Below are 23,559 nucleotides of genomic sequence, written 5' to 3' on the forward strand. Positions count from 1 at the left end.
TAAGGCTTTGCGACGCCTGAAGATATTTTCTGCACCATGCTTACAGGGTGCGGAGGGACTTCCTATGTTTAAAGAAATTTTTACCCGGCTCATTCGCCATTTACCTTCTCGTCTGGTCCATCGCGATCCGTTGCCTGGCGCGCAACAGACAGCGAATATTCCGATCCCGCCTTCCTTAAGCGCGCATTGCCTGAAAATGGCGGTGATGCCAGAAAAGGAATTATGGAAAAACTTCGGCACGCATCCAGAAGGGTTAAATCAGGCGGAAGTGGAATTAGCCCGCGAACAACACGGTGAAAATAAACTACCCGCGCAACAACCGTCGCCGTGGTGGGTACATTTGTGGGTCTGTTATCGCAACCCTTTTAATATTTTGCTCACGATCCTCGGCGGCATTTCTTACGCCACGGAAGATTTATTTGCCGCGGGCGTTATTGCGTTAATGGTCGCTATTTCTACGTTGCTGAACTTTATTCAGGAAGCGCGCTCCACCAAAGCAGCAGATGTCCTGAAAGCGATGGTCAGTAATACCGCGACGGTGCTGCGCGTAATTAACGACAAAGGCGAAAATGGCTGGCTGGAGATCCCGATCGACCAGCTGGTGCCTGGCGATATTATTAAATTGGCGGCGGGGGATATGATCCCGGCAGATTTACGTATTTTGCAGGCGCGGGATCTGTTCGTCGCTCAGGCGTCATTAACCGGTGAGTCTCTGCCCGTGGAAAAAGCCGCAACCACTCGCCAGCCAGAGCACAGCAATCCGCTGGAGTGCGATACCCTGTGTTTTATGGGCACCACCGTGTTGAGCGGTACGGCACAAGCAATGGTGATTGCCACAGGTGCCAACACCTGGTTTGGTCAACTGGCGGGGCGTGTCAGCGAGCAGGAAAGCGAGCCGAATGCCTTTCAGCAAGGGATCAGCCGCGTCAGTATGCTGCTGATTCGCTTTATGCTGGTGATGGCGCCCGTAGTGCTGTTGATCAACGGTTACACCAAAGGCGACTGGTGGGAAGCTGCGCTATTCGCGCTTTCGGTAGCGGTGGGCTTAACGCCGGAAATGTTGCCGATGATTGTCACCTCGACGCTGGCGCGTGGTGCGGTAAAACTGTCGAAACAGAAAGTGATCGTCAAACATCTGGATGCGATTCAGAACTTTGGTGCAATGGATATTCTGTGCACTGATAAAACAGGCACCCTGACGCAAGATAAAATTGTGCTGGAGAATCATACCGATATCTCCGGTAAAACCAGTGAGCGCGTGCTGCATAGCGCGTGGTTGAACAGCCATTACCAGACCGGACTTAAAAACCTGCTTGATACAGCGGTGCTCGAAGGTACGGATGAAGAGTCAGCGCGCTCGCTGGCCAGTCGTTGGCAAAAAATTGATGAGATTCCGTTTGATTTTGAGCGTCGTCGGATGTCGGTGGTAGTGGCAGAAAATGCCGAACACCATCAACTGGTGTGCAAAGGCGCATTGCAGGAAATCCTCAATGTGTGTTCGCAGGTGCGTCACAATGGCGCGATTGTTCCGCTCGATGACACCATGCTGCGTAAGATTAAGCGGGTTACTGATACGCTGAATCGTCAGGGGCTGCGTGTGGTTGCGGTGGCGACGAAATACCTGTCAGCGCGTGAAGGAGATTACCAGCGGGCGGATGAATCCGACCTGATCCTCGAAGGATATATTGCTTTCCTTGATCCGCCAAAAGAGACAACCGCTCCGGCACTGAAGGCATTAAAAGCGAGTGGAATTACCGTCAAAATCCTTACTGGCGACAGTGAATTAGTGGCGGCGAAAGTGTGCCATGAAGTGGGACTAGATGCGGGAGAGGTGGTAATTGGTAGTGATATTGAAACGCTATCTGACGACGAACTGGCAAATCTCGCGCAGCGTACCACGTTGTTTGCCCGCCTGACGCCGATGCATAAAGAACGCATTGTGACCTTACTGAAGCGCGAAGGGCATGTGGTTGGCTTTATGGGCGATGGTATTAATGACGCGCCAGCGTTACGTGCGGCGGATATCGGCATTTCTGTGGACGGGGCGGTAGATATTGCCCGTGAAGCGGCTGATATCATTCTGCTGGAAAAAAGCCTGATGGTACTGGAAGAGGGGGTTATTGAAGGACGCCGAACTTTTGCCAACATGCTGAAATACATCAAAATGACGGCAAGTTCTAACTTCGGTAATGTGTTCAGCGTGCTGGTGGCGAGTGCTTTCTTGCCCTTCCTGCCGATGTTGCCGTTACACTTGCTTATTCAAAACCTGCTGTACGATGTGTCACAGGTGGCGATCCCGTTTGATAACGTTGATGACGAGCAAATTCAAAAGCCGCAGCGTTGGAATCCGGCGGATCTTGGCCGCTTTATGATCTTCTTCGGACCGATCAGCTCGATCTTCGATATTCTGACGTTTTGCCTGATGTGGTGGGTATTTCATGCGAATACGCCGGAAACGCAAACGCTGTTCCAGTCGGGCTGGTTTGTGGTGGGATTACTGTCGCAAACGCTGGTTGTGCATATGATCCGCACCCGCCGTGTGCCGTTTATTCAGAGTTGTGCGTCGTGGCCATTAATGGCGATGACCGCGATCGTGATAGTCGTGGGGATCGCGTTGCCGTTTTCACCGCTGGCTGATTATCTGCAACTGCAGGCACTGCCGTTAAGTTACTTCCCGTGGCTGATTGCGATTCTGGCAGGGTATATGGTGTTAACGCAGTTGGTTAAAGGGGTTTATAGTCGTCGTTACGGCTGGCAGTAAAGAATTAACTGGGCATGGTGGCCAGGATTCAGATTGCAGACAAAGTGAGCTTTGTTCATGCCGGATGCGGCGTAAACGCCTTATCCGGCCTACAAATTCAATAAATTGCAGGAATCACGTAGGCCTGATAAGCGTAGCGCATCAGGCGATTTTGCTTTTGTCATCAGACTTAATCCGGGCATGATAGCCCGGATTTCCCTCAAGATTAGCGACGAACAGCGATCGCTTCGATCTCAATCTTCACGTCTTTCGGCAGACGTGCAACTTCAACGCAAGAACGTGCCGGGAAGGTGGCATTGTGCTCGGTGAAGAACGCTTCGTAAGTGGCGTTTACGGTTGCGAAATCGTTCAAATCTTTCACAAACACGGTGGTTTTAACGATATCGCCCACTTTCAGACCTGCCGCTTCCACGATCGCTTTTACGTTATCCAGCGACTGACGCGCCTGTGCAGCGACGTCTGCCGGTACTTCGCCAGTTTTCGGGTTTACCGGGATCTGACCGGAAGTGATGATCATACTGCCCAGATCAACGCCCTGAACATACGGACCGATAGCTGCGGGTGCATTTTCCGTCGCGATAGTTTTGCTCATGATTTCTCCTTTATTACAGCGGTAAAAAGTCTGGCTCATTATAGGGAGCCTGACATTTATTACCAACCGCAATTAATTGGCCAGCACCACATTATGCGAAAACTCTTTTTCACAATATTTGCATTTGAGCGCAATATCATTGGCGCGTTTTCTCACGGCAAAGCTGGAAGAAACCGGTTCTGCATGGCTGATACAGTTGCTGTTCGGGCAGACCAGCACATTATCAATACGTTCCGGCAGGCTGGGGCGTGATTTGCCGACCACTTCATAGTTGTCGATACGGTTTACCGTGGCTTGCGGCGCATACAGTGCCAGTTGGTCTACTTGATCTTCATTTAAAAAGGTATTTTCGATTTTGATCAGATCCTTGCGGCCCATCTCGCCGGAAGGTAGGTTCAGACCGATGGTGATGCGCTGATCGGTTTCGGTTAACTTGAACAAGCTCAACAGCTTAAAACCGATCTGGGCGGGGATATGGTCAATTACCGTGCCGCGTTTAATAGCTTCAACCTGCAATTTATTATCGTGTGTCATCTCTATTTCCCCTTACAGTACCAGATCGCGATTCAGAACCAGTGCCAGTAACGCCTGGCGAGCGAAAATCCCATTGCCTGCTTGCTGGAAGTACCAGGCGTGCGGCGTTTTATCGACATCCGTCGCAATTTCATCAATACGCGGCAGCGGATGCAGCACTTTCATATTGGCTTTGGCGTTGTGGAGATCGCTGGCGCGCAGGACAAACTGCGCTTTTACGTTGGCGTATTCGGACGGGTCCAGACGCTCTTTTTGCACGCGAGTCATATACAGAATGTCCACTTCCGCCATCACTTCTTCAATGGAACTATGCAGACTCCAGGCGATACCTTTTTCATCGAGCATATCCAGAATGTACTGCGGCATTGCCAGCGCATCCGGGGCGATGAAGTAAAAACGGTTGCCGTCGAACTTCGCCAGCGCCTGGGTCAGGGAGTGAACGGTGCGACCATATTTCAGGTCGCCGACCATTGCGACGCGAAGATTGTCAAGACGTCCCTGAGTTTCCTGAATGGTGAACAGATCCAGCAAGGTTTGCGTCGGATGTTGGTTGGAGCCATCACCGGCATTCAGTACCGGTACATTGCCGGAAAATTCGGTGGCCAGGCGTGCTGCACCTTCCTGTGGATGGCGCATCACAATCGCATCGACGTAAGTGCTGATAACCGAGATGGTATCAGCCAGCGTTTCCCCTTTTTTTCCCAGTGAGGTGTTTGCGCTGTCAGAGAATCCCACCACGCTAGCGCCCAGGCGGTGCATCGAGGTTTCGAAAGAGAGGCGGGTGCGGGTTGATGCTTCGAAGAAGCAACTGGCAATCACTTTATGTTTCAACAGTTCTGGTTGCGGGTTCGCTTTCAGTTTCGCCGCTGTCGCCAGCACCAGATTAAGGTCATCGCGACTAAGGTCGTTTATGGAAATGATATGTTTCTGATATAGCGGATTAGCCATCTTTTATCTCCTGACGCCTGGGCAAAAAAAAGCCCCTCGATTGAGGGGCTGGGAATAGGTGAACAACGGGAAGAAAAACGGCAGGCCAGCGTCTTTTTTCAGACGCGGTAAGACAAAATGTCGAACACACTGAACCATACATCCTCCCGGCAAATTGTCCGGCATTATACTCAGCCAGAAAGTGGGATCAAGCGATTAATGCAAAAAATTACGCAGGTAAACGATTGTAGTGAATTTATATGCTTTAAAATTGAGTTTTTAACAATGCTTGTTTTTGTGGTAAGCGGGCAGGAAAACATGCTTTGGCGCAATCGGACAGCAAAAAATGCTGGTATGGCAGTAAGGAATTACGTATAACGAGAGAAATGAAACATTGTTTTAATTGAGGAGTGAAAAGATGATCATCGGAAATATTCATAATCTCCAGCCGTGGTTGCCAGAAGAGTTACGCCAGGCCATTGAACATATCAAAATGCACGTTACGGCAGAAACGCCAAAAGGTAAGCATGATATCGAAGGCAACCGTCTGTTTTATCTTATCTCTGAAGATATGACTGAGCCGTATGAAGCGCGTCGCGCGGAGTATCATGCCCGCTATCTCGACATCCAGATTGTGTTAAAAGGGCAGGAAGGAATGACTTTTAGCACACAGCCTGCGGGTACGCCGGATACTGACTGGTTAGCTGATAAAGACATCGCCTTTTTGCCTGAAGGTATTGAAGAGAAAACAGTTATCCTTAATGAAGGCGATTTTGTTGTGTTTTATCCGGGTGAAGTGCATAAACCGCTGTGCGCAGTGGGTGAGCCTGCTCAGGTTCGCAAAGCGGTTGTTAAGATGCTGATGGCTTAAGCGAGTACCTGCCGGTGGCGACGTAAAGCCGCCTCCGGTACTGAAATTATTTGGCAAGCGTAGCGACCATTACCGCTTTGATAGTATGCATACGGTTTTCCGCCTGATCAAAAACAATGCTGGCGGGAGATTCGAAAACCTCGTCCGTTACTTCCATCCCACCATGTAGGCCAAATTCTTCAGCCATCTTTTTGCCAAGCGTTGTTTGGTCATCATGAAACGCGGGCAGGCAGTGGAGGAATTTGACCTCCGGGTTACCAGTTAACTGCATCATCTTACAATTCACCTGATAACCACGCAGCAATGCAATCCTTTCAGCCCATTTCTCTTTTGCTTCACCCATCGACACCCATACATCGGTATAGATAAAGTCAGCACCTTTAACGCCAGTCGCGACATCTTCTGTCAGGGTAATATTCCCGCCATTTTGTTGTGCCAGGGCGCGGCATTCCATAACCAGCGAAGATTCCGGCCAGCAGGCCTGTGGCGCGACCAGACGCAAATCCAGACCAGTAAGCGCCGCAGCTTCGAGCATCGAATTGCCCATGTTATTGCGGGCATCTCCGGCGTAGACCAGCGTCATCTCATTAAACGCTTTACCCGGTAAATGTTCTTGCATGGTCAGCAGATCTGCCAGCAGTTGCGTGGGGTGGAACTCATTGGTCAGCCCATTCCATACCGGGACGCCAGCGTATTCCGCCAGTGTTTCGACAATCTCCTGACCATAGCCGCGATACTGAATACCGTCATACATGCGGCCAAGCACGCGGGCGGTATCTTTAATTGACTCTTTATGGCCAATCTGGCTGCCGCTTGGGCCGAGATAAGTGACGCGAGCGCCCTGGTCATATGCGGCAACTTCGAAAGAGCATCGGGTACGGGTTGAGTCTTTTTCGAAGATGAGCGCGATGTTTTTACCGGTGAGTCTGGCTTTTTCTTTACCGCTTTTTTTATCTGCTTTTAGTTTAGCGGCTAGCTGGAGCAGGGTGTTGAGTTCAGCTGGCGTGAAATCAAGTAATTTCAGGAAATGCTTATGATAAAACCCGGACATAGATCCCTCCTGTGGCTTACGCCATAATGAATTAAAATTCAATTTATATGTATGAATATTCATTTGCAAGCCTAAAGCATAAAACTTTGTCACAAAGGTGGAGGCAATGTCAGTGGTGTGTGACAATAAGAGTATCAGCAGGACATTAAGAGGAATAAGTCATGGCAAACCCGGAACAACTCGAAGAACAGCGTGAAGAAACACGTTTGATTATTGAAGAATTACTGGAAGATGGCAGCGATCCGGACGCGCTGTACACCATCGAACATCACCTTTCCGCAGACGATCTGGAAACCCTGGAAAAAGCAGCGGTTGAAGCGTTTAAACTCGGTTACGAAGTGACCGATCCGGAAGAGCTGGAAGTGGAAGATGGGGATATCGTAATTTGCTGTGACATCGTCAGCGAATGCGCGTTGAATGCCGATCTGATCGATGCCCAGGTTGAGCAATTGATGAACCTGGCAGAGAAATTCGACGTTGAATACGACGGTTGGGGGACTTATTTTGAAGATCCTAACGGCGAAGATGGCGACGATGAAGATTATGTCGACGAAGACGATGACGGTGTTCGCCATTAATTAATTGATTAAAATGCCCGATAGCACACACTAGCGGGCATTTTTTTAGAGTTCGCGCAACATCCGCACTTCACAATCAACATGGCCCGTGCAGCCAAGTGCATAGTCGATATGTTGAAAACCTAAATGTTCATACAAACCAATCGCTTCTTTCAAAAAAGCAGTCGTTTCCAGATAGCAGCGTTTGAAGCCCATTTCTCGTGCCTGCTCCATCGCCATTAAGGCCAGTTTTTTCGCCAGCCCTTTGCCGCGAATAGCAGGAAGAAAATACATTTTCTGCAGTTCGCAAATGTCCGATTCACTACCTGCTAATGGCGCAATCCCGCCGCCGCCCACCACTTCGCCATTGTGCTCAACTACCCAATAGGCATGACCGGGCTGACTATACACTTGATACAATTCGTCGAGATTGGGATCGGCGACGGTATAGCCTTTATCAGCGGTAAGACCGTACTCTGCGGACACCTGGCGGATGACGCTGGCGATGGCGGGATTATCGGCGGCGGTAAGTTTGCGCAAACGGAGCGCGGGGGAAACGACAACATTCATAGCATAGCTCAATTTCAAATGTATGATTTATAGTTCCCTTTAATACCACCCTCGCTTTGGTGGTGCAAGAAGAAGATAAATCAGAAAATATTAAGCATATATCGCTTAGATAAAGCGTATTCTAGATGGTCCAGTATCAATTGACTGGAATTATTATCTATATGAATGGAATTTATTTTAGGGATATAGTTCATGAATGGTGTAAACGTCGGGAAAGATAATCCTCGTCACGCATTTGTTTTTACAGGCAAGGGTGGTGAGTATTTTCTTATTTGTCTTGTGAATTTTTTACTGACAATTATTACTCTGGGAATATATGGGCCGTGGGCATTAGTGAAATGCCGTCGTTATATTTATCAGCATGTTACACTCAAGGGGCAACCATTTAGTTATAAGGGAACAGGTGGTGCCATTTTTGTTAGCATGTTGCTTATTATGATCGTTTATTTTTTCAGTATTTCTTGTTTTGCAGGCCAACACTTTGTTCTTGCTTTTCTCCTGTTTGCTCTCTTGATCTGCGGTATTCCTTGCATGGCAGTGAAGAGTCTGCAGTATCAGGCGAACATGACCTCGCTGAATGGTATTCGCTTTGGCTTTAACTGCTCAATGCTCCGTGCATGGTGGGTTATGTTAGGTCTGCCTGTTCTGTTGGCATTAGCTTTTTGGCTCGTACTGTACCTTATTGCGCAAGTGACGACATCGATAGGTGGGTTATTCTTTAACTTAGTGGTCTTAAGTTTGCTTTCCGTCATCGGACTGGGTGTTATCAACGGTATTACCTATAGCAAGTGGATGCCATTACTGGGTAATAACGCGACTTTTGGTGTCCATCAATTTTCCATTAAGGTCAACGTAAAAGAATGCATTAAAGGTTGTATGCTCGCAATATTAACCATGGTTCCTTTCATCATTGTGATTGGTATTATGATTGCGCCAGTATTTCAGCAGTTAATGATGATGACCATGTTGGGTAGGTCTGATGCGGGCAGTGAGCTAGTATTGCAATATTACCCGCAGATTACGGCTTCTTATTTCCTGTATTTTGTCGCGATTCTTGTTTTTGCCAGTTATCTCTATGTCACGTTACGCAATCTGTTTTTGAATAACCTGACGCTGGCAAATGGCACTATTCGTTTTCATTCATCTGTTACCGCGATCGGTATGCTTCTGCGCATGTTGGCGGTATTAATGGGGTCCTCAATTACCTGTGGTCTGGCTTATCCCTGGCTGAAAATGTGGATGGTTAGCTGGATTGCTAACAATACCCATGTCCAGGGCGACCTTGATTCGCTGGAGTTAACCAATGATGACAAACCGCAGGATAGCGGTCCGTTAATGTGGATATCTCGCGGTATTATGCCGTATGTTCCGTTTATCTAAATAAAAAGGCCGGAGCATGCTCCGGCCTTCGTTTTCTTCACTGTGTTGATTACAGCGCGGCGATAACTGCCTGCTGTTCAATCAGCTTCGCTTTCGCTTCCGCATAACCTTCCAGCTTCTCACGCTCTTTCGCGATGACCGCTTCCGGTGCGCGCGCTACAAAGCCTTCGTTCGCCAGCTTATTCTCGATGCGGCTGATTTCACCTTCAATCTTCGCCACTTCTTTCGCCAGACGCGCCAGCTCATCTTCTTTGTTAATGAGGCCAGCCATCGGGATCAGCAGCTCTGCACCGTCGACGATCTTAGTAACGGACACCGGACCTTTGTCATCGGCAGGCAGCACGGTGATACTTTCCAGACGCGCCAGCGTTTGCAGGAAGCCACGGTTTTCATTTACGCGACGTTCTGCATCCGCGCTGCAACCACGCAGCAGCAGCTCCAGCGGTTTGCCCGGGGCGATGTTCATTTCTGCACGGATGTTACGTACCGCCACGATCGCCTGCTTCAGCCACTCGGTGTCGGCCAGTGCTGCTTCATCGACCTGAGACGCATCGTACTGCGGGAACGGCTGCAGCATGATGGTGTCGGCAGTGATGCCGCAAAGTACTTTCACACGCTGCCAGATGGTTTCGGTGATGAACGGAATGATCGGATGCGCGAGGCGCAGCAGACCTTCCAGCACGGTCACCAGCGTATGGCGAGTACCACGCAGTTCGGCTTCGGTGCCACCGTTCATTACCGGCTTGGTCAGCTCCAGATACCAGTCGCAGAACTGGTTCCAGGTGAATTCATACAGAATGCCTGCGGCGATATCGAAGCGGAAGCTGTCCAGCGCTTCGCGGTACGCTTTGATGGTCTGGTTGAACTCAGCCAGAATCCAGCGATCCGCCAGCGACAGCGTCATTTCGCCGCCGTTGAAGCCGCAATCCTGACCTTCCGTGTTCATCAGCACAAAGCGGCTGGCGTTCCACAGCTTGTTACAGAAGTTACGGTAGCCTTCCAGACGCTTCATATCCCAGTTGATGTCACGACCGGTAGAAGCCAGCGCCGCCAGGGTGAAGCGCAGCGCGTCAGTACCGTGCGGCTCAATGCCGTTCGGGAACTGCTTCTCGGTGCGCTTACGGATTTTGTCTGCCAGCTGCGGCTGCATCATATTGCCGGTACGTTTTTCCAGCAGTTCTGGCAGCGAAATACCGTCAACCATATCCAGCGGGTCAATAACGTTACCCTTGGATTTGGACATCTTCTGACCTTCGTCATCACGAATCAGACCAGTCATGTAAACGGTGTGGAACGGCACCTGCGGTTTGCCATTTTCATCTTTGATGAAGTGCATGGTCATCATGATCATGCGGGCAATCCAGAAGAAGATGATGTCGAAACCAGATACCATCACGCTGGTTGGGTGGAACTGACGCAGGGCGTCGGTGTTTTCCGGCCAGCCAAGGGTAGAGAATGTCCACAGCGCAGAAGAGAACCAGGTGTCGAGAACGTCTTCGTCCTGACGCAGAGCAACATCAGCACCGAGGTTATTTTCTTTACGCACTTCATCTTCGTTGCGGCCAACATAAACATTACCCGCTTCGTCGTACCATGCCGGAATGCGGTGACCCCACCACAGCTGACGAGAGATACACCAGTCCTGAATATCGCGCATCCAGGAGAAATACATGTTTTCGTACTGCTTCGGTACGAACTGAATGTCGCCGTTCTCAACCGCTTCAACCGCCGGTTTCGCCAGTACATCGGCACGCACGTACCACTGGTCGGTCAGCATCGGTTCGATAACTACGCCGCCACGGTCGCCGTAAGGAACGGTCAGATCGTGCGGTTTAATTTCTTCCAGCAGGCCGAGCGCGTCAACCGCAGCAACGACGGCTTTACGTGCAGCAAAACGCTCCAGTTTCTGGAACTCTGCCGGGATCTCGCTGGAATAAACGTCAGATTCGTTACCTTTGGTATCGAATACCTGGGCGCTTTCACGGATATCACCGTCAAAGGTCAGGATGTTGATCATCGGCAGGGCGTGACGTTTACCGACTTCATAGTCGTTAAAGTCGTGCGCCGGAGTGATCTTCACGCAGCCGGTGCCTTTTTCCATGTCGGCGTGTTCGTCGCCAACGATCGGAATACGACGGTTAACCAGCGGCAGAATGACATATTTGCCAATCAGATCTTTGTAACGCGGATCTTCCGGGTTAACGGCTACGCCGGTATCGCCCAGCAGGGTTTCCGGACGGGTAGTCGCAACCACCAGATAATCTTTACCGTCTGCGGTTTTCGCGCCGTCAGCCAGCGGATAGCGGATGTGCCACATCGAACCTTTCGATTCGCGGTTTTCCACTTCCAGGTCAGAGATAGCGGTACGCAGTTTCGGGTCCCAGTTTACCAGGCGCTTGCCACGGTAAATCAGGTCTTCTTTATACAGACGAACGAAAACTTCTTTCACCGCATTGGACAGGCCTTCGTCCATGGTGAAGCGTTCACGCTCCCAGTCGACGGAGTTGCCGAGACGGCGCATCTGACGGGTAATGGTGCCACCGGATTCCGCTTTCCATTCCCAGATTTTGTCGATGAAAGCTTCGCGGCCGTAATCGTGACGGGTTTTACCTTCTTCTGCGGCAATCTTGCGCTCAACGACCATCTGGGTAGCGATCCCGGCGTGGTCAGTACCGACCTGCCACAGGGTGTTTTTGCCCTGCATGCGCTGATAGCGGATCATGGTATCCATGATGGTTTGCTGGAAGGCGTGACCCATATGCAAACTGCCGGTGACATTCGGCGGCGGGATCATGATGCAGAAACTTTCCTGGCTTTCATCGCCATTAGGCTTAAAGTAGCCCTGCTTTTCCCAGTGCTCGTAAAGCGGCTGTTCGATATCTTGTGGGTTATATGTCTTTTCCATTATTTCCAGGTTGCCGTATTCAGGTTGAAACCAGCCACGCGGTAGGCTTTATAGCGTTCGCGCGCCAGTTGTTTCAGAGAATCTTCATAAGGGACGAAGTCTACCACTTCTGTGAAAGCGGTGGCAAAATCTGCAAAGCTTGTTCGCAGACTAATCAATATATCGCGCGGGCTGCTGCTACGTTTTTGCGGCCAGGCGATCTCCACCGGCGCACCGCCGCGCGGTCCTTCTCCCGCTAAATTATGCGGAACAAAGCTTTCTGCCGGACGCGCCCACAGGGCTTCATCCAGCCGGTAAGCCTGCTTTTCATCTTCACAGGCGATGAGCACGCGCTTACCGCTGCGCCAACGTTCTGCGGCAATTTCACACACCAACTGCTCAACGGCGCTTAAGCCATCGACGGTGGTGTCATTGTCCAGAAGGTAGAACGTTGCGTTTTTCATATATGGGGCTTCTTGTGGTGGATTTAAATATGCATCTGGTAATACACAGCATTGCCTGATGCGACGCTGCCGCGTCTTATCAGGCCTACAAGTTCAGTGCTGTGTGTAGGTCGGATAAGGCGTCACGCCGCATCCGACAATAATAGCGTTGCCTGATGCGACGCTGCCGCGTCTTATCAGGCCTACGAGTTCAGTGCTGTGTAGGTCGGATAAGGCGTTCACGCCGCATCCGACAATAACAACTTTGCCTGATGCAATTACTCTTCGCCGTTAAACCCGGCGCGATTCAACAGGAACTGTGCCAGCAACGCCACCGGACGACCGGTTGCGCCTTTTGCTTTACCAGAACGCCAGGCTGTTCCTGCAATATCCAGGTGCGCCCAGTTGTACTTGCGGGTAAAGCGCGACAGGAAGCAACCTGCGGTAATTGCCCCACCAGGACGACCGCCAATGTTCGCCATATCGGCAAAATTGGACTCCAGCTGTTCCTGATACTCGTCACCCAGCGGTAAACGCCATGCGCGGTCACCGGATTGTTCAGACGCGGCAATCAGTTCATGGGCCAGCGGATTGTGGTTCGCCATCAGACCAGTAATATGATGACCCAGCGCGATCACGCAGGCACCGGTCAGCGTCGCCACGTCAATCACCGCTTCCGGCTCAAAACGCTCAACGTAAGTTAACACATCGCACAATACCAGGCGGCCTTCGGCGTCGGTATTCAGCACTTCTACGGTTTGACCGGACATGGTGGTTAACACATCGCCCGGACGATAGGCACGTCCGCCAGGCATGTTTTCGCAGCCTGCCAGCACGCCGATAACGTTAATCGGCAGTTGTAGCTCTGCGACCATCCGCATCACGCCGTAAACCGCTGCCGCGCCGCACATATCGTACTTCATCTCATCCATGCCTTCGGAAGGCTTGATGGAGATACCGCCGGAGTCGAAGGTTAAACCTTTACCCACCAGCACGATTGGGCGTGCATCTTCCGACGCGTTGCCTTTGTACTCAATCACCGACATCAGCGATTCGTTTTGCGAACCCTGACCGACCGCCAGATAAGAGTGCATCCCCAGCTCTTTCATCTGCTGTTCGCCGATAACGCGGGTGATAACATTCTTGCTGTAGCTGTCTGCCAGCTGGCGCGCCTGAGAGGCGAGGTAAGCGGCGTTACAGATATTCGGCGGCATATTGCCGAGATCTTTCGCGGCTTTAATCCCGGCGGCAATCGCCAGACCGTGCTGGATCGCGCGCTCACCGCTGGTCAGTTCACGGCGGGTCGGCACGTTGAACACCATTTTACGCAGCGGACGACGCGGTTCGCTCTTGTTCGTTTTCAGCTGATCGAAACTGTAGAGCGTCTCTTTTGCCGTCTCGACAGCCTGGCGCACTTTCCAGTAGTTGTTACGGCCTTTAACGTGCAGCTCGGTCAGGAAGCAGACCGCTTCCATCGAGCCAGTATCATTCAGCGTATTAATGGTTTTCTGAATCACCTGCTTATACTGGCGCTCATCCAGCTCACGTTCTTTACCGCAACCAATAAGAAGGATGCGCTCAGAAAGCACGTTCGGCACATGGTGGAGCAACAATGTCTGCCCCGGTTTTCCTTCCAGTTCGCCCCGGCGCAGCAGGGCGCTGATGTACCCATCGCTGATTTTATCGAGCTGTTCTGCAATCGGAGAAAGGCGACGTGGTTCGAAGACGCCCACGACGATGCAGGCACTCCGCTGTTTCTCCGGGCTACCGCTTTTTACACTAAACTCCATGCACTACGCTCCTGAATCTTAAAGACAACGGCGGTGGCTACAGATAGAATTGCAAGCTTTCGTAACTCATGTCCGCTGTTGCGATGACTTCGTGTTAATCTTAACGTTATTACGGCATTGGCACGTCAGAACAAAATCTGAGAGGTGAATCCGTTGAGTATAATTATCTTAGCGACGATTTCGACGACTCAAGAGAATAAATGACGTTTAAGCCATGAAACAAGCTAAAATCCTGCAAAAGACGAGTTTTTACGGGCGTATTTAAAGTGATAATCATAAGATATCTGGTGCGGGAGACGCTCAAAAGCCAGCTGGCGATACTCTTCATCTTGCTTTTGATCTTCTTCTGTCAAAAGTTAGTGAGGATCCTCGGCGCAGCGGTTGACGGCGATATTCCGGCGAATCTGGTGCTCTCCCTGTTGGGGCTGGGCGTGCCGGAAATGGCGCAGCTTATCCTGCCATTAAGCCTGTTCCTCGGGCTGCTGATGACGTTGGGCAAATTGTATACCGAAAGTGAAATTACGGTAATGCATGCCTGCGGCCTGAGCAAAGCGGTTCTGGTGAAAGCGGCGATGGTTCTCGCGGTGTTCACGGCGATTGTCGCGGCGGTTAACGTGATGTGGGCGGGGCCGTGGTCATCGCGCCATCAGGATGAAGTGCTGGCAGAAGCGAAAGCTAACCCAGGCATGGCTGCGCTGGCGCAAGGGCAATTCCAGCAAGCGACCAATGGCAGCTCAGTGCTGTTCATCGAAAGTGTTGATGGCAGCGATTTCAAAGATGTGTTTCTCGCGCAAATTCGACCAAAAGGTAACGCACGTCCTTCTGTGGTGGTGGCCGATTCCGGACATTTAACGCAACTGCGTGACGGCTCCCAGGTCGTTAGCCTCAACCAGGGAACGCGCTTCGAAGGCACCGCACTGTTACGTGATTTCCGCATTACTGACTTCCAGGATTATCAGGCGATCATTGGTCACCAGGCGGTGGCGCTGGATCCGAATGATACCGACCAGATGGACATGCGCACGTTATGGAACACCGATACCGATCGCGCCCGTGCGGAACTAAACTGGCGTATCACGCTGGTATTCACCGTGTTTATGATGGCGCTCATGGTTGTGCCTCTGAGTGTGGTTAACCCGCGTCAGGGGCGTGTCCTGTCGATGCTGCCAGCCATGCTGCTGTATCTGCTTTTCTTCCTGATCCAGACCTCCCTGAAATCGAACGGCGGCAAAGGTAAGCTGGACCCGACGCTATGGATGTGGACCGTTAACCTGATTTATCTGGCTTTGGCGATTGTTCTCAACCTTTGGGATACGGTGCCGGTTCGCCGCCTGCGCGCCAGTTTTTCGCGTAAAGGAGCGGTGTGATGCAACCTTTTGGCGTACTTGACCGCTATATCGGTAAAACTATTTTCACCACCATCATGATGACGCTGTTCATGCTGGTGTCGCTCTCCGGCATTATCAAGTTTGTCGATCAGCTGAAAAAAGCCGGGCAGGGGAGTTACGACGCGTTAGGCGCGGGAATGTATACCCTGTTGAGCGTGCCGAAAGATGTGCAAATCTTCTTCCCGATGGCGGCCCTGCTGGGCGCGTTGCTCGGACTGGGGATGCTGGCACAGCGCAGCGAACTGGTGGTGATGCAGGCTTCTGGTTTTACCCGCATGCAAGTCGCGTTGTCAGTAATGAAAACCGCTATTCCACTGGTTTTGCTGACGATGGCGATTGGCGAATGGGTCGCGCCGCAGGGCGAACAGATGGCGCGTAACTACCGCGCGCAGGCGATGTACGGTGGTTCGTTGCTCTCTACTCAGCAAGGTTTATGGGCCAAAGATGGTGACAACTTTGTCTATATTGAGCGAGTAAAAGGTGACGAAGAGTTAGGTGGTATCAGTATTTATGCCTTTAACGAGAATCGTCGTCTGCAATCCGTTCGCTATGCCGCTTCCGCGAAGTTTGACCCTGAACATAAAGTCTGGCGTCTGTCGCAGGTTGATGAGTCTGACCTGACCAATCCCAAACAGATAACCGGTTCGCAGACGGTGAGCGGCATCTGGAAAACCAACCTCACGCCGGACAAACTGGGCGTGGTGGCGCTGGATCCGGATGCGCTCTCCATCAGTGGTTTGCACAACTACGTGAAGTATCTGAAGTCGAGCGGTCAGGACGCCGGGCGCTACCAGCTTAATATGTGGAGCAAAATCTTCCAGCCGCTATCCGTGGCGGTAATGATGCTGATGGCGCTGTCATTTATCTTCGGCCCGCTGCGCAGCGTGCCGATGGGCGTGCGCGTGGTCACTGGTATTAGCTTCGGTTTTGTGTTCTACGTACTGGACCAGATCTTCGGCCCGCTGACGCTGGTTTACGGCATCCCGCCGATTATCGGCGCACTGTTGCCAAGCGCCAGCTTCTTCTTAATCAGTCTGTGGCTGTTAATGAGAAAATCGTAACCTGATGAACGAATAAAGGGAGCTAAAGCTCCCTTTATTATTGTTAGTAAAGTGGCGTAGGCCTGATAAGCGTAGTGCATCAGGCAAAGGCAAGTTGGTGTGAGAGAACACAAACAGCACCTGACTTACCTTTTTCTTCCCCCCAGCAAACTCCCCAGCACACCGCGTACAATCTGATTCGTCACCTGGCGGGCGGCGCTTTTCGCCATTGTTTGCACCACGCCATCTTTCTTCCCGCCGCGTGGTCCAGTAGTGCCAAACAAAATATCCTTCAACCCACCCAGAATACCGTCATCTTCACTTATCTCTTTCCCTTTGGCCGGAGGGGTATTTTGCTGCTCGGTGCTTGCCTGTACGCCTTTTTGCAACATCTCATAGGCGGATTCCCGGTCCACGTCATCTTCATACTTGCCATACACCGGGGAGTGATTAATCAAGCCATTACGCTCATCTTCTGTCACTGGCCCCATCCGTGAACAAGGCGCGATCACCATCGCACGCTCTACCACAGAAGGACTTCCTTTCGCATCCAGAAAAGAGATCAACGCTTCGCCGGTTCCTAGTTCCTGAATCGCCTTTTCCGTATCAAATGCAGGATTAGGTCGCATGGTTTGCGCTGCCGTCTTCACCGCTTTCTGGTCTTTCGGTGTAAATGCGCGCAGAGCGTGCTGAACGCGATTACCCAACTGCCCAAGCACGTTGTCCGGAATATCAGAAGGGTTTTGCGAAACAAACCAGACGCCCACGCCTTTTGAACGGATAAGCCTTATTACCTGTTCAATCTTATCCAGCAGCACCTGTGGCGCATCGTTAAACAACAGATGCGCTTCGTCGAAGAAAAACACCAGTTTCGGTTTATCCAGATCGCCTGCTTCCGGCAGTTGCTCATACAACTCTGAAAGCATCCACAACAGGCTGGCGGCGTACAGTTTAGGCATCTGGTAGAGTTTTTCGGCGCTAAGGATATTGATAACACCCTTACCGTTGGCATCGGTACGCATCCAGTCTTTGATATCCAGCATCGGCTCACCAAAGAAATGCGTTGCCCCTTGCTGTTCCAGCGTCAGTAATCCGCGCTGGATGGCACCAACCGATGCGCTACTGATATTACCGTACTGATTCTGGAATGATTTGGCGTTATCACCGATGTATTGGGTAATCGCCCGCAAATCTTTAAAGTCGAGAAGCAACAATCCCTGATCGTCAGCAATACGGAAAATGATATTCAGGACGCCAGATTGCACATCGTTGAGATTCAACAAACGCGCCAGCAACAACGGCCCGAGATCCGATACCGTTGCCCGCACTGGATGACCTTTCTCACCAAAAATATCCCATACCACCACTGGATTCGCATGTGGTTGCCAGTCGTTGACGCCGATATTTTTCAATCGAGCGAGCAGTTTTTCCGAGGTAGTACCTTCTGCCGCAACCCCGGTCAAATCACCTTTTACATCGGCCATAAACACCGGAACGCCGATTTCTGACAGAGATTCCGCCAGTTTTTGCAGCGTGACAGTTTTACCTGTCCCCGTTGCGCCAGTAATCAGTCCGTGACGGTTAGCCATAGCGGGTAGTAAAAACAGTTCTGTGTCCGGCGTGCGGGCAATTAAACGTGATTCGCTCATGAGATTTCCTCCAGTTCCCTGTCTGGAGTATAGGCACGGTTAAAAAGTTTTCACCACTAAATTCAGCCGATTGCGAGATATCTTAAAGGCCTGGCAGAAGTGAACCAACAAAGCCTCCGCAATTCATAATTGTAGGCACTGCACCTTGCCAGAAGTTGGTCTGATTATCGCGAATACAGGCGCCGCAGTGACCACGGCTGCGCGGCGCTACCCTGGGCAACCACGCGGCGAATCACCTTATGTTCGGTAAGTAGCGGATATTGCGAGAATCCCTATTCGTTATTGATTATCGACATGCTTTTGTCGTTCACTGGTGTTGCCCGGGAAGTGTAGAGCATGGTAGGGCGGGGCCTGGAGTGTGACAAAGGTTACATATCGCTGAAGACAACGCTGAAATTTTCAGCACTTAGCGAGGATGGCACAAGCTGGCGCTTGCATGGTGGCGCATGACAGGTATAATTCACAACGTTTTCCGCATACCTCTTCAGTGCCGAAGTGGCGAAATCGGTAGACGCAGTTGATTCAAAATCAACCGTAGAAATACGTGCCGGTTCGAGTCCGGCCTTCGGCACCATTAGTACTTCCAAGACCATCCGAAAAAGTCCAATTATCCTTTTAAAATCAATGCTTGCAGCGATTTTTACGTCCTGAGTCGTCCGAGATAGTCCGTTGAAATCCGGATGTCATTGGGGGCATAATTGGGGGCATCTTAACTTCGATTAGGAATGTGCCCCCAAATGAAGCTCAACGCCAGACAGGTCGAGACCGCAAAGCCAAAAGACAAAACCTATAAAATGGCCGATGGCGGAGGTCTGTATCTTGAGGTTTCGGCCAAGGGTTCTAAATACTGGCGCATGAAATACAGACGCCCCTCAGACAAAAAAGAGGATCGCCTCGCTTTTGGTGTTTGGCCTACTGTGACGCTTGCTCAGGCAAGAGCAAAGCGCGACGAAGCTAAAAAGCTTTTAGTGCAGGGCATTGATCCAAAAGCCGAACAGAAAGAAGCTCAGGCCGAGAATTCAGGGGCATATACTTTCGAAACCATTGCTCGTGAATGGCATGCCAGTAACAAGCGATGGAGTGAAGACCATCGATCGCGCGTTCTTCGCTATCTTGAGCTTTATATCTTCCCTCATATCGGTTCGTCCGACATTCGCCAGCTCAAAACCAGCCACCTATTAGCCCCGATTAAAAAAGTTGATGCCAGTGGTAAACACGACGTCGCTCAGCGCCTACAACAGCGCGTCACGGCCATTATGCGGTATGCGGTACAGAACGATTACATCGACTCAAATCCAGCAAGTGACATGGCCGGTGCGTTATCGACAACCAAAGCACGACACTATCCAGCTTTACCCTCTAACCGTTTCCCTGAGTTTCTTGCACGTCTTGCTGCATATCGTGGCCGTTTAATGACACGGATTGCAGTCGAGCTTTCCTTACTAACTTTTGTGCGTTCCAGTGAGTTGCGTTTCGCTCGCTGGGATGAATTCGACTTCGATAAATCTCTTTGGCGTATACCGGCAAAACGAGAAGAAATTAAAGGTGTCCGTTACTCGTACCGTGGGATGAAGATGAAAGAGGAGCATATCGTTCCGCTTAGTCGGCAGGCGATGATTTTGTTAGAGCAGCTTAAGCAGATTAGTGGTGATAAAGAGCTACTGTTTCCGGGAGATCATGACGCAACTAAAGTTATGAGTGAAAACACGGTTAACAGTGCTTTGCGCACAATGGGGTATGACACAAAAACCGAAGTTTGCGGGCATGGATTCAGAACTATGGCGCGCGGTGCTTTGGGCGAATCAGGGTTGTGGAGTGATGACGCGATAGAACGTCAGCTAAGCCACTCTGAGCGTAATAGCGTTAGGGCTGCTTATATTCATACTTCAGAGCATTTGGATGAGCGTCGTTTAATGGTTCAGTGGTGGGCCGATTATCTTGATGCTAACACTCAGGAATATATAACCCCCTACGACTTTGCAAAAAAAACTATCTAGCTTTAAAAATTTTAAAGTAGGGTCAAAGACCCTACTAATTATTTTTTCCATATATTGCAATAGCCTGGAGAATCAGATTCTGGTGGATATATTGGCTTATCTATCTGGATGGTCATAGGAATAGGGAAGTCAACCCCTACAAGAGCAACTTCACCTTGTTTGAGACTTGGTAGAAAAGATGCTGCAGATTTATCAATTTCACCGCATGCACGCTCAACGACTTCTCGATCTCGGTCGTTTGTTAAGCGATGAACCAATAAGGTTCCAATTTGACTAAGCACACCTTCAGTGATATCTCTGGGTCTTTGAGTTGTTAAGCATATATTAAGGCCATATTTCCTGCCTTCTTTTGCAATCATCTCAAAAGCGTCAAGTTTAATTGCATGATCTTCAGAACCAACCCGTTTGCCAAGGAAGTTATGGGCTTCATCAACAATAACTAACAGCGGTCTTGTTCTGAATTTTTCAAGCCTAGCTAAAGTTAAAAGTTTTCTGCCGATTACATTGGCTAAAATTTCTCTAGCATAAAACTCATAGCTAACATCACTTAGGCATAACCTTAGGACTCGTTTATCAGATTGTAAAAAAGTTTCTAATATTTCACCTAGTGTGGATATATCCTCGTTACTATTAAAAACAGACCTTAACGAGTTGGCATACGTTACTGCTTGAATTCTGGTTAACAAAGATGAGCAATAGCTTAAGTCTTGAGTTGCAGCGTTTCCCCAAGTATTATCTCCATTATCGTAACAACATTCTTGTACAATCTGTTTTATAAGTTTTGTTATATCAAATGGTTGTGATGGATTATCAACAAGTTTAGAGTTGTCTCCAGTATTCATTGCGCGTCGATAATCTGTTTTAGGTTGATTGATTTTTTTTAAAATACCATCGGTTGCTATTCTAGGTTCTAAAGCTACTAATCTAAGGCTTTTTATCGCTTCTTTTAGCTTAGGACCCTGTACTTTTCCAGAAGGATCGAACATGGCAATAAAGTCTGACTCAACAAAGTCGGTAGGTGGAATTCTAAATTCTAAAGAATTTATGTTTTTATTTATTGGGGCACCTAAATGGTAATGTAAACAATAATCAGATTTAAACGATCTATACTCACTGGTTGCATCAATTATTATAGTTTTAGAGTTTTCGTAATTCGAACACTCTTCAATTAACTTGGAAGTTGTCCAACTTTTTCCACCGCCTGTAGCTCCTAAGATAGCACAATGACGACCGAAGAGTTTATCAGGTTCAACAGTTACTATACTTGTTGCCCCTCCAGATATAATGCCTAATACAATACCTATTCTTTCTTCCTCGTTATCTTTAATTCCTTTATTAATTAATTCTGGTATTAAAGAAATAAAATCTAAGGGAGCAGAATAAACTCGATCTCCTAATCGAGGATATGATTTGATTCCTGAATCAATTCTAAAATTTGAAGGATCAATAGTTCCAAGAAGTTGTATAATGCCGATAGCATCAACTTTGAAGTTTCCTTGAGACCCGACAGATATTTCACCTCTATCTCGCTCTGGTAATTTAACCTCTATTAAACGGCCAAGAACAATAGATTGTTGTCCTTCTATTAATAATATTTCACCAACTTCTCCTTTTCCATATCTACAACCTTCTATATATGTTCCGCTGAGTTCCCCTGCATAGATTAAATTTGCTCTAACTGTTTGAGCAAAAATTGATGAGACTACTCCAACCTTAAGGTCGCCCCTCAAAATACCAAGCTGTAGTGTTGTATTAATCATAATTGATTGTTAACTCCTACTTGTTTTATTACCTTAGCCAACTGTTCTGCTGGGGTTAATGCTTTAAGATTGGGAACTAATTTAACAAAATCACTGAAAGATGCATTTATGAAGTGAATGTCATAACCTGATAGTGAGAGTTGTTTTAGTAAATCCCAATATTTACTAGAACCGTCCCCCCCTTTATTCCGAATATGAGTTGCACATTTGAAATCTACTATAATCAACCTCATGCTTGGATTGGATTTTATTGCTGAGTAAATTGGTTCAGAAAGATGGTCATCATTGAAACCAAATCCAGATATAACTAAACAGTTATTTCTTTTTCTCAAGAAATCTAACAATCTTGAAAGTAATTCTAAGTGAGGTTGAATAAAGGCTTGCTGATATTTACCTTTCGCTGGATATATTAGACATGCGTTTGTTGCTGTTGGTTGGCTGGATTCATATATTTGCCCATCCTTTCTTATCCAACTTACAGAACCGTGGAGTTTAAATAACTGGAATACGCCCTCTACAAACTCATGCTCGTTTTCATCTCTTTTAACAACATCGTAGTTAAAATATTTACCATCGAATCTGCGAACTCCTGTATATGAAAGACCATCAACTACCATCATTCCTAATTCAGAAGCAGCTGTTTCAAAGGCTAAATCATAGTTAGTTGTGAAAACTTTTAGTCTAGGATCTCTGACTCTCCTCCTCCCCATTTTTTGTAATAAATTGATGTAAGCTGAAAGATCACAGTTGCCATCATCAATAAATGAGCGACATTTGTCTAAAATAATTGTTTTAACTTTATTTAAAAAATTCAACACTTCTTCATCATCATGAAATGCTAAATATGCTTCACAATTAGAAAGAAAGTGTTCTATGTTAGGATACTCTCGCTCTTTATATTTTACTTTATCACAAACAATTTGAGCATCAGGTTTTAATTGACCATCCTCGTTTATAGAAGATTCACTCCACATTGCACACTTCCAGAGATCCCACATGCTTGGTCCTCCAACGTCCCCAAGCGAAGTACCACTCCCAGCGAAGAATGCAAGATTTGGGAATTGTAATGATTTTAGTAATAGTTCGTTTATATATGCCTGATTGTCTTTCAACTCCTTCTTTTCACCATCAGTAAGAGATTGTGCTGGAGAAATAGAATCTCCTGACTCTTCTAAACTTTCATTCGTTATGTAGTCTCGCCAATAAATAAACGATTTACTATCTAATGCTTTCCAGTCGTTACTACCGGGTTTTAAAAATGAGATGTATCCGTCCGGATTTGTAGTCATAATCATTATCCATTGATGTCATTAAGAGTTTGTTCCCAATAATTTACTACACCACGGCTGGAAGAAAAAGTAATCA

The 23,559-nt window shown here is 48.8% G+C and carries 20 protein-coding genes, 1 tRNA gene and 2 pseudogenes; 10 read left to right on the forward strand and 13 right to left on the reverse strand.

What is annotated here, in order from left to right:
• The first annotated feature begins 64 nt into the window (after nucleotides 1–64).
• Complete coding sequence (mgtA, locus tag D9741_RS08255) at nucleotides 65–2,761, forward strand: magnesium-translocating P-type ATPase (protein WP_130216653.1); 2,697 nt, start codon at nucleotides 65–67, stop codon at nucleotides 2,759–2,761.
• Between the two features lie 205 nt (nucleotides 2,762–2,966).
• On the opposite strand, the gene D9741_RS08260 is transcribed toward mgtA, so the two are convergent.
• The 4 genes from D9741_RS08260 to pyrL all read right to left on the reverse strand — a co-directional run bounded on the left by D9741_RS08260 (nucleotide 2,967) and on the right by pyrL (nucleotide 4,973).
• The gene (locus D9741_RS08260; protein WP_000047542.1) at nucleotides 2,967–3,353 is read right to left on the reverse strand and encodes an enamine/imine deaminase; all 387 of its coding nucleotides are present in this window, start codon (nucleotides 3,351–3,353) and stop codon (nucleotides 2,967–2,969) included.
• Nucleotides 3,354–3,425: 72 nt separating this feature from the next.
• Nucleotides 3,426–3,887 carry an aspartate carbamoyltransferase regulatory subunit gene (pyrI, locus tag D9741_RS08265; RefSeq protein ID WP_097748119.1) on the reverse strand — a complete coding sequence of 154 codons (462 nt, stop codon included), beginning with the start codon at nucleotides 3,885–3,887 and terminating at the stop codon, nucleotides 3,426–3,428.
• Between the two features lie 12 nt (nucleotides 3,888–3,899).
• Nucleotides 3,900–4,835 (reverse strand): aspartate carbamoyltransferase, encoded by a 936-nt coding sequence (pyrB, locus tag D9741_RS08270; protein WP_000013052.1) that lies wholly within the window; start codon nucleotides 4,833–4,835, stop codon nucleotides 3,900–3,902.
• 3 nt (nucleotides 4,836–4,838) lie between these two features.
• Nucleotides 4,839–4,973, reverse strand: coding sequence for a pyr operon leader peptide (pyrL, locus tag D9741_RS08275; RefSeq protein WP_032341226.1), 135 nt, complete (start codon nucleotides 4,971–4,973; stop codon nucleotides 4,839–4,841).
• On the opposite strand from pyrL, the pseudogene D9741_RS23540 reads away from it, so the two are divergent.
• Nucleotides 4,953–5,036 (forward strand): annotated as a pseudogene (locus D9741_RS23540) (hypothetical protein); the annotation flags it as partial. The gene pyrL and the pseudogene D9741_RS23540 sit on opposite strands and share 21 nt — an antisense overlap.
• A gap of 196 nt (nucleotides 5,037–5,232) precedes the next feature.
• Entirely contained in the window at nucleotides 5,233–5,685 is a 453-nt protein-coding gene (gene tabA, locus D9741_RS08285; RefSeq protein ID WP_130216649.1) for a toxin-antitoxin biofilm protein TabA, read from the forward strand.
• Between the two features lie 46 nt (nucleotides 5,686–5,731).
• Here tabA and argF read toward each other — a convergent pair whose 3' ends face one another.
• On the reverse strand, nucleotides 5,732–6,736 hold the full coding sequence (gene argF, locus D9741_RS08290) for an ornithine carbamoyltransferase (RefSeq protein ID WP_130216647.1): 1,005 nt from the start codon (nucleotides 6,734–6,736) through the stop codon (nucleotides 5,732–5,734).
• Nucleotides 6,737–6,897: 161 nt separating this feature from the next.
• On the opposite strand from argF, the gene rraB reads away from it, so the two are divergent.
• Nucleotides 6,898–7,314, forward strand: a complete 417-nt coding sequence (rraB, locus tag D9741_RS08295) for a ribonuclease E inhibitor RraB (RefSeq protein WP_130206080.1) — start codon at nucleotides 6,898–6,900, stop codon at nucleotides 7,312–7,314.
• 45 nt (nucleotides 7,315–7,359) lie between these two features.
• On the opposite strand, the gene D9741_RS08300 is transcribed toward rraB, so the two are convergent.
• On the reverse strand, nucleotides 7,360–7,863 hold the full coding sequence (locus tag D9741_RS08300; protein WP_130206082.1) for a GNAT family N-acetyltransferase: 504 nt from the start codon (nucleotides 7,861–7,863) through the stop codon (nucleotides 7,360–7,362).
• Between the two features lie 192 nt (nucleotides 7,864–8,055).
• On the opposite strand from D9741_RS08300, the gene D9741_RS08305 reads away from it, so the two are divergent.
• Nucleotides 8,056–9,243 (forward strand): DUF898 family protein, encoded by a 1,188-nt coding sequence (locus tag D9741_RS08305; protein ID WP_130216645.1) that lies wholly within the window; start codon nucleotides 8,056–8,058, stop codon nucleotides 9,241–9,243.
• 49 nt (nucleotides 9,244–9,292) lie between these two features.
• Here D9741_RS08305 and valS read toward each other — a convergent pair whose 3' ends face one another.
• The 3 genes from valS to pepA all read right to left on the reverse strand — a co-directional run bounded on the left by valS (nucleotide 9,293) and on the right by pepA (nucleotide 14,360).
• Nucleotides 9,293–12,148, reverse strand: a complete 2,856-nt coding sequence (gene valS / locus D9741_RS08310) for a valine--tRNA ligase (RefSeq protein WP_000416385.1) — start codon at nucleotides 12,146–12,148, stop codon at nucleotides 9,293–9,295.
• Nucleotides 12,148–12,591, reverse strand: coding sequence for a DNA polymerase III subunit chi (gene holC / locus D9741_RS08315; protein WP_000786399.1), 444 nt, complete (start codon nucleotides 12,589–12,591; stop codon nucleotides 12,148–12,150). Before holC ends, valS begins: the two co-directional genes overlap by 1 nt.
• Before the next feature lie 257 nt (nucleotides 12,592–12,848).
• The gene (gene pepA, locus D9741_RS08320; protein ID WP_000397144.1) at nucleotides 12,849–14,360 is read right to left on the reverse strand and encodes a leucyl aminopeptidase; all 1,512 of its coding nucleotides are present in this window, start codon (nucleotides 14,358–14,360) and stop codon (nucleotides 12,849–12,851) included.
• Nucleotides 14,361–14,513: 153 nt separating this feature from the next.
• Between pepA and ytgA the strand changes: the two genes are divergently transcribed.
• The 3 genes from ytgA (at nucleotide 14,514) to lptG (ending at nucleotide 16,809) form a co-directional block, all read left to right on the forward strand.
• Nucleotides 14,514–14,564, forward strand: coding sequence for a protein YtgA (ytgA, locus tag D9741_RS23545; protein ID WP_211180521.1), 51 nt, complete (start codon nucleotides 14,514–14,516; stop codon nucleotides 14,562–14,564).
• A 62-nt stretch (nucleotides 14,565–14,626) separates the two neighbouring features.
• A complete protein-coding gene (gene lptF, locus D9741_RS08325; RefSeq protein WP_105290081.1) occupies nucleotides 14,627–15,727 on the forward strand; it encodes an LPS export ABC transporter permease LptF in 1,101 nt (366 codons plus the stop codon).
• Nucleotides 15,727–16,809: an LPS export ABC transporter permease LptG gene (gene lptG, locus D9741_RS08330; RefSeq protein ID WP_130216643.1), complete on the forward strand. Its 1,083-nt coding sequence runs from the start codon at nucleotides 15,727–15,729 to the stop codon at nucleotides 16,807–16,809. Before lptF ends, lptG begins: the two co-directional genes overlap by 1 nt.
• A 125-nt stretch (nucleotides 16,810–16,934) precedes the next feature.
• Here lptG and D9741_RS08335 read toward each other — a convergent pair whose 3' ends face one another.
• Both D9741_RS08335 and D9741_RS08340 read right to left on the reverse strand, forming a co-directional pair.
• Entirely contained in the window at nucleotides 16,935–18,437 is a 1,503-nt protein-coding gene (locus D9741_RS08335; RefSeq protein WP_130216641.1) for a helicase HerA-like C-terminal domain-containing protein, read from the reverse strand.
• 109 nt (nucleotides 18,438–18,546) lie between these two features.
• Nucleotides 18,547–18,733, reverse strand: a pseudogene (locus D9741_RS08340) (alcohol dehydrogenase); the annotation flags it as partial.
• A gap of 193 nt (nucleotides 18,734–18,926) precedes the next feature.
• Between D9741_RS08340 and D9741_RS08345 the strand changes: the two are divergent.
• Nucleotides 18,927–19,011 (forward strand) — tRNA-Leu (locus tag D9741_RS08345).
• Between the two features lie 163 nt (nucleotides 19,012–19,174).
• Entirely contained in the window at nucleotides 19,175–20,434 is a 1,260-nt protein-coding gene (locus D9741_RS08350) for an integrase arm-type DNA-binding domain-containing protein (protein WP_006822920.1), read from the forward strand.
• 38 nt (nucleotides 20,435–20,472) lie between these two features.
• On the opposite strand, the gene D9741_RS08355 is transcribed toward D9741_RS08350, so the two are convergent.
• Together D9741_RS08355 and D9741_RS08360 are read right to left on the reverse strand one after the other, a co-directional pair.
• Nucleotides 20,473–22,194, reverse strand: a complete 1,722-nt coding sequence (locus D9741_RS08355) for an ATP-binding protein (RefSeq protein ID WP_001402807.1) — start codon at nucleotides 22,192–22,194, stop codon at nucleotides 20,473–20,475.
• Nucleotides 22,191–23,483 (reverse strand): SIR2 family protein, encoded by a 1,293-nt coding sequence (locus tag D9741_RS08360; RefSeq protein ID WP_001402808.1) that lies wholly within the window; start codon nucleotides 23,481–23,483, stop codon nucleotides 22,191–22,193. The genes D9741_RS08355 and D9741_RS08360 overlap by 4 nt, the downstream gene beginning before the upstream one ends.
• Nucleotides 23,484–23,559 lie beyond the last annotated feature (76 nt).

This window comes from Escherichia sp. E14V7, from assembly GCF_004212225.1.
Lineage (GTDB): Bacteria > Pseudomonadota > Gammaproteobacteria > Enterobacterales > Enterobacteriaceae > Escherichia.